Below are 6424 nucleotides of genomic sequence, written 5' to 3' on the forward strand. Positions count from 1 at the left end.
TAAAAATAAAAAGTCCCAAAAAAAGGACTTTTAATTTATAGATGTGCTTTTTTCAACCATTTGTGCAACAAACGGTTAAATTCATCAGGATGTTCCATCATAGCTGCGTGACCGCATTTGTCAATCCAGTATAATTTTGAATTGGGCATCAGTTTCTTGAACTCTTCTGCAACTTCCGGTGGTGTAACTTGATCATTTTTACCCCAAATCAGACAAGTCTTTATGTGCATTTTTGGTAAATCTTTAGCCATATTATGACGAATGGCACTTTTGGCAATCGTTAATGTTTTAATTACTTTTATTCTGTCATTTACCACTGAAAAGACTTCGTCAACCATTTCTTTTGACGCAATTGCAGGATCGTAAAAAACCGCTTCCGCTTTTTTCTTGATATATTCGTAATCACCACGTTTCGGATAACTATCACCCATAGCACTTTCGTAAAGTCCTGAACTTCCTGTAAGTACAAGTCCGGCAACTTTTTCAGGATACACTTTGGCATGATACAATGCAATATGTCCGCCAAGAGAATTTCCCAAAAGAATTACTCGGTCAAAACCTTTAAAATTGATAAAGTCTTTTACATATTTTGCAAAAGCTTTCACGTTGGTCTTTAATATGTTTTGTGTATAAATCGGCAATTCAGGAATGACAATTTTATAGCCTTTGGATGAGAAATAGTCAGCGACACCATTAAAATTACTTAACCCACCCATTAACCCGTGTAAAACGACTATTGGCGTGCCTTCTCCAGCTTCAAAATAGGAATATCTGCCCTCTTTTTTAAATTTTCCTTCCATGTGACTTTTTTGGGTTTTGCCTCGGGAACAAATATATGATTTTATAGATAAAAACCCATTTATATAAGGATTATTTACTACTAAAATTTAGAAATCCTCAATACTCTTTCGAATGAAATAATATGTTAATTATCAACAATTAATAAAATATTTTAAAGCCAAACTGATATCCGCCAAGAGTTGCAAAATCTATTTTTCAGATTGTTTTCACTTTGTTTTACAACATTTCTTAATGATCTGTTAAAATTTTGAGCAAAAAAAATTCGGAGCATTTTTCGCCAAAAAGGGATTAAAGTGGTAAAACTTATTAACAAAGTGGTATTTTGTGGTAAATTGTGGTAATTATTTTTATATTTTTGCTGGTAACCAGAACAAAACCAAATTGAACACCATAATAGGTACATACGAATGTAAAGTTGATGCCAAGGGAAGACTCATGATTCCGTCGGCAATCAAAAAGCAACTTGCTAACTCTCTGCAAGATGGCTTTGTCTTGAAGCGTTCCGTTTTTCAACCTTGTTTAGAGTTATATCCAATGTCAGAGTGGAATTTGATGATGCAAAAAATCAACAAATTGAACCGCTTTGTAAAGAAAAATAATGACTTCATTCGTCGATTTACTGCCGGAGTAAAAGTGGTAGAAGTGGATGATTTAGGCAGATTGTTAATTCCGAAAGATTTGGTTGGCTTTAGCAAAATTTCCAAAGACATAGTGTTGTCTTCAGCGATTAATATCGTAGAGATTTGGGATAAAGATTTATATGAAAAAACGATTGCTGGTGATGACGATGAGTTTGCGAATTTGGCCGAAGATGTAATGGGAAATAGTAATGATGACAACGATGGAATATCATAATCCGGTTTTACTCAAAGAAACTGTTGATGGATTGAATATCAACCCTGATGGAGTTTATGTGGATGTGACTTTTGGTGGTGGTGGACACTCCAAAGAGATTATGAAACGATTAGGGCCAAACGGAAAACTATTCGGATTTGATCAAGATGAAGATGCTTTTGCAAACGCCTTACCAGATGAAAGATTTACTTTGATACCTGAAAATTTTAGATATATCAAACGGTTTTTGAGATTTCACGGAGTAAAAAGTGTTGATGGAATTTTAGCAGATTTAGGAGTTTCATCGCATCAGTTTGATGTTCCGGAAAGAGGTTTTTCTACACGCTTTGATGCCGATTTAGATATGAGAATGAGTAAAAAAAATGAGTTGGATGCTTTCAAAGTGGTTAATGAATATGATGAAGCCAATTTAAAAAGAGTGTTTTTGGATTATGGTGAATTGAAAGTAGCTCCGGCTTTAGCCCGAACGATTATCGAAGCTAGAGAAAAGAAAACTATTAACACCACAGATGAATTGAAAATCGTTTTGTCAAGATTTTTACCGGAACAATTTAAAAATAAAATCCTAGCCCAAATCTATCAGGCAATCCGAATTGAAGTGAATCAGGAAATGGATGTTTTAAAAGAGTTTTTGGAACAATCACTTGAAATTTTGAAACCTGAAGGAAGATTAAGCGTGATTTCATACCATTCTTTAGAAGACAGATTGGTAAAACGTTTCATCAAAAACGGAATGTTCGAAGGCGAACCGGAACGCGACTTTTTTGGAAATTTTTCAGTTCCGTTTAAAAGCATTGAAAAGTTAATCGTTCCAAGCGAAGAAGAAATAAAAGAGAACAATAGAGCAAGAAGTGCAAAGCTGCGAGTAGCTGAAAAGAAATAAAAGCATGAAAAAAGGAGTTTACAGCATATTAAAAGCTCGATTTTTAGTCAATGAAGATGCTACACGAAACTGGCGTTTTATTGTGTTTTTGTTTCTGTTAGCACTCTTAATGATAGGCAATACACACCGATTTGAACAAAAAGTTTTCAGAATCACAGAATTGACAAATGAAGTAAAAGAATTGCGTTCAGAGTTTGTTGACAAACGTTCCGAATTAATGAAATTAAAAATGGAATCGACGGTTTCGGAAAAAATGGAAGTAAGACAAATTTTTCCATCGTCAGTTCCGCCACAAAAGATAAAAGTTAAAAAACCAGTAGAAAAAAATTTCTTTCAAAAAATATGGCAGTAGAAGATAAACATATCTCTTACCGAATTTATTTAGTTGCATTTAGCATCTTCTTGATGACTATGGCAATTACTTTCAAGTTGACCAAAATACAATGGTCGGAAGGTGATTACTATAGAAAATTAGCAAAAGAAAGAACTGTAAGAAACTTTGTGATTCCGGCCAATAAAGGAAATATTTATTCTTCTGACGGAAGTTTATTGGCAACCTCAATTCCAAATTATAATATCCGATTTGACGCTGTGGCTCCAAAAAGTGTTGCTTTTGAGAAAAACGTACAACCATTAGCCGATTCATTGGCAAAAATGTTAAGCAAACCAAGCTCTTTTTATCACACTCAACTTAGAATGGCTCGTGCCAATAAAAACAGGTATTTATTAATTGCTCGTGATTTAAGTTATACAGAATACATAAAAATCAAAGGGTTTCCACTTTTTAATTTGGGCGCCAACAAAGGCGGAATGATTACAGAGCAGGAAACCGTTCGTGAACATCCAATTGGAAAAATTGCTGAAAGAACTATTGGTTATGACCGAATTGACGAAAGCGGAATCCGCGTTGGTAAAGGAATTGAATGGTCATTCAGAAAATATTTAAACGGAAAAGACGGCAAAGTCTTAAAGCAAAAAATCGCCAAAGGACAATGGAAACCTATTCGCGATGTGAATGAAGTGGATCCGCAAGATGGATATGATGTGATTTCCACTATCGATGTTTACATCCAAGATATTGCACACCATGCCTTGTTGAAACAACTGAAAGAGTTCAAAGCAGAACACGGTTGTGTTGTGGTAATGGAAACCAAAACTGGAAAAATCAAGGCTATTTCTAATCTCGGAAAATTAAAAGAAACCGATTCGACTTATTTTGAAACGACAAATTATGCGATAGCAGAATCGCATGAACCGGGCTCAACCTTCAAACTGGTTGATATGATTGCGTTGTTGGATGATAATAAAATTGACACCAGCAAAGTGTATGACAGTAAAGGCGGAATCATTGATTACAGAGGAAACAAAGTTCGCGATTCTCACGAAGGCGGATATGGAAAAATTTCTTTGGCACGAGGTTTTGAAGTTTCTTCCAATACCATAATGGTGCAAGCAGTTTATGAAAATTACAAAAATAATCCACAACAGTTTGTAGATAGAATTGACAGAATGGGCTTAAACAAGCCTTTAGGATTACCATTTCAGGGAGAAGGCAAACCATATATTCCGCAGCCAGGAGACAAACATTGGAGCGCCATTTCATTGCCATGGATGGCTTTTGGATATGGTGTTTCAGTAACTCCATTACAAACTTTGACTTTGTATAATGCCATCGCAAACAATGGGGAAATGATAAAACCTCAATTTGTTTCTGAAATAAAAGAATGGAATAAAACCATCAAAACCTACAACAAAGAAGTCATCAATCCGAAGATTTGTTCTGACGAAACCATTTTGAAGTTAAGAGCCGTATTGCAAAATGTAGTAAAAAAAGGAACTGGTTCGAAGTTATATTCCAAAGATTTTTCGATGGCGGGTAAAACAGGGACTGCACAAGCTAATTATGGGAAAAACGGAGGAAATGACAAACATTATATTTCATCTTTCGTTGGGTTCTTTCCGGCCGAAAATCCTAAATATTCCTGCATAGTTGTAGTTCATAAACCAAATACTTCGGGCAATAATTATTATGGAGCCGATGTTGCCGGACCAGTTTTCAAGCGTATAGCGCAAAAGATTTTTACGGATTCGCCATCAACAAATGAAATCAAAAATCTGAATAAAAAAATCAGCAAACAGGAAGTAGCTTATGATGAGTATAAAATCAAATCTAATTCCGGAATCAAAGTTATTCCAAACCTAAAAGGAATGAGCGGAATGGATGCGGTGGCTCTTTTGGGGAATTTAAAACTGAAAGTAAAAGTTATTGGCATCGGAAAAGTAAAAAAACAATCGATTCCGGCTGGACAATCTTTAGATAAAAACAAAACAATCATTCTCGAATTATCGTGATTATTTTAAAAGACATATTATATAAAGTTGCAATCGAAGCTGTAAAAGGTTCGACAGAAATGTGCATTAATAAAATTGAATTTGATTCGCGAAAAGTGGTAGAGAATGATGTTTTTATTGCCATTCGCGGTACGGTTTCTAACGGTCATGATTTTATCGAAACCGCCATAAATCTTGGTGCAATTGTAATTGTTTGTGATTCATTTCCAGAAGTCATAGTTACTGGTATTACTTACATTCAGGTAAAAGATACCAATACAGCCTTGGCGTTTTTAGCAGCGAATTATTATGGAAATCCATCACAAAATCTAAAATTAGTTGGAATTACCGGAACGAATGGTAAAACAACCATAGCTTCCTTATTATATCAATTGTTCCAAAAAGCAGGTTACAAAGTAGGCTTGCTTTCAACCGTAAAAATAGTGGTTGATGATAAAGAATACAAAGCAACACACACTACACCGGATTCATTAACGATTAATTATTATTTGGCAGAAATGAGCGAAATGGGTGTTGAATATTGCTTTATGGAAGTGAGCTCGCACGGAATTCATCAAAAACGTACTGAAGGGTTACAATTTGTAGGTGGTGTTTTTACAAATTTATCTCACGATCATTTAGATTACCACCCAACATTTGCAGAGTATCGCGATGTGAAGAAATCATTCTTCGATAATTTACCTAAAAACGCATTTGCGCTGTCTAATATAGATGATAAAAATGGGGCTGTAATGATGCAAAATACTAAGGCAAGAAAATTGTCTTATGCATTAAAAACGTATGCCGATTATAAAGCAATTATTATCGAAAATCAGTTAAGCGGATTGTTATTAAAAATAAATGAACAAGAAGTTTGGGTTCGATTGATTGGAACTTTCAATGCGTATAATTTATTGGCAATTTACGGAGTGGCAATAGAATTAGGAATCGAAAAGTTAGAAGTTTTAAGACTCTTGTCAGAATTAGAAAGTGTTTCTGGTCGTTTTCAGTTTATAGTTTCCGAGGAAAACATCACGGCAATTGTCGATTATGCACACACGCCCGATGCTTTAGAAAACGTGTTGAGCACTATAAATGACATTCGTACTCGCAACGAACAACTCATAACCATTGTAGGTTGCGGCGGTGATCGTGACAAAACCAAACGCCCAATTATGGCAAATATAGCTTCAGAAATGAGTGATAAAGCAATTCTTACATCAGATAATCCAAGAACGGAAAATCCTGAAACGATTATTGCCGAAATGGAAGCTGGAATTACAGCCGTGAATTATAAAAAATACATGTCGATTGTTGATAGAAAACAAGCCATAAAAACCGCTTGTCAATTAGCAAAATCAGGGGATATAATTTTAATAGCAGGAAAAGGACACGAAACCTATCAAGAAATAAATGGGGTTCGTCATGATTTTGATGACATGCAAATTGTAAAAGAAATTTTAGAACAACTAAATAAATAAACAAAGGATATGCTATACTATTTATTCGAATACTTAGATAAATATTTTGATTTTCCAGGCGCTGGAGTTTTTC

Annotated in this window: 6 protein-coding genes; 5 read left to right on the forward strand and 1 reads right to left on the reverse strand. The window is 34.8% G+C overall.

The window, feature by feature from the left end; genetic code table 11:
• Positions 1-35: 35 nt before the first annotated feature.
• The gene (locus RMN97_RS01220) at positions 36-800 is read right to left on the reverse strand and encodes an alpha/beta hydrolase (protein WP_309612701.1); all 765 of its coding nucleotides are present in this window, start codon (positions 798-800) and stop codon (positions 36-38) included.
• 382 nt (positions 801-1182) lie between these two features.
• Here RMN97_RS01220 and mraZ point away from each other — a divergent pair, with 382 nt between their 5' ends.
• From mraZ to RMN97_RS01245, 5 genes are read left to right on the forward strand one after another with little or no spacing between them, the layout of a single operon-like run.
• Positions 1183-1656, forward strand: a complete 474-nt coding sequence (mraZ, locus tag RMN97_RS01225; protein ID WP_309612702.1) for a division/cell wall cluster transcriptional repressor MraZ — start codon at positions 1183-1185, stop codon at positions 1654-1656.
• On the forward strand, positions 1631-2539 hold the full coding sequence (rsmH, locus tag RMN97_RS01230; RefSeq protein WP_309612703.1) for a 16S rRNA (cytosine(1402)-N(4))-methyltransferase RsmH: 909 nt from the start codon (positions 1631-1633) through the stop codon (positions 2537-2539). Before mraZ ends, rsmH begins: the two co-directional genes overlap by 26 nt.
• A gap of 4 nt (positions 2540-2543) precedes the next feature.
• Positions 2544-2891 carry an FtsL-like putative cell division protein gene (locus tag RMN97_RS01235; protein WP_309612704.1) on the forward strand — a complete coding sequence of 116 codons (348 nt, stop codon included), beginning with the start codon at positions 2544-2546 and terminating at the stop codon, positions 2889-2891.
• Positions 2882-4891 (forward strand): penicillin-binding protein, encoded by a 2010-nt coding sequence (locus tag RMN97_RS01240; RefSeq protein WP_309612705.1) that lies wholly within the window; start codon positions 2882-2884, stop codon positions 4889-4891. The genes RMN97_RS01235 and RMN97_RS01240 overlap by 10 nt, the downstream gene beginning before the upstream one ends.
• Positions 4888-6351: a UDP-N-acetylmuramoyl-L-alanyl-D-glutamate--2,6-diaminopimelate ligase gene (locus RMN97_RS01245; protein WP_309612706.1), complete on the forward strand. Its 1464-nt coding sequence runs from the start codon at positions 4888-4890 to the stop codon at positions 6349-6351. The genes RMN97_RS01240 and RMN97_RS01245 overlap by 4 nt, the downstream gene beginning before the upstream one ends.
• Positions 6352-6424: the final 73 nt, after the last annotated feature.

Origin of the sequence: Flavobacterium sp., assembly GCF_031381455.1 — a bacterium.
Classification (GTDB): Bacteria; Bacteroidota; Bacteroidia; order Flavobacteriales; family Flavobacteriaceae; genus Flavobacterium.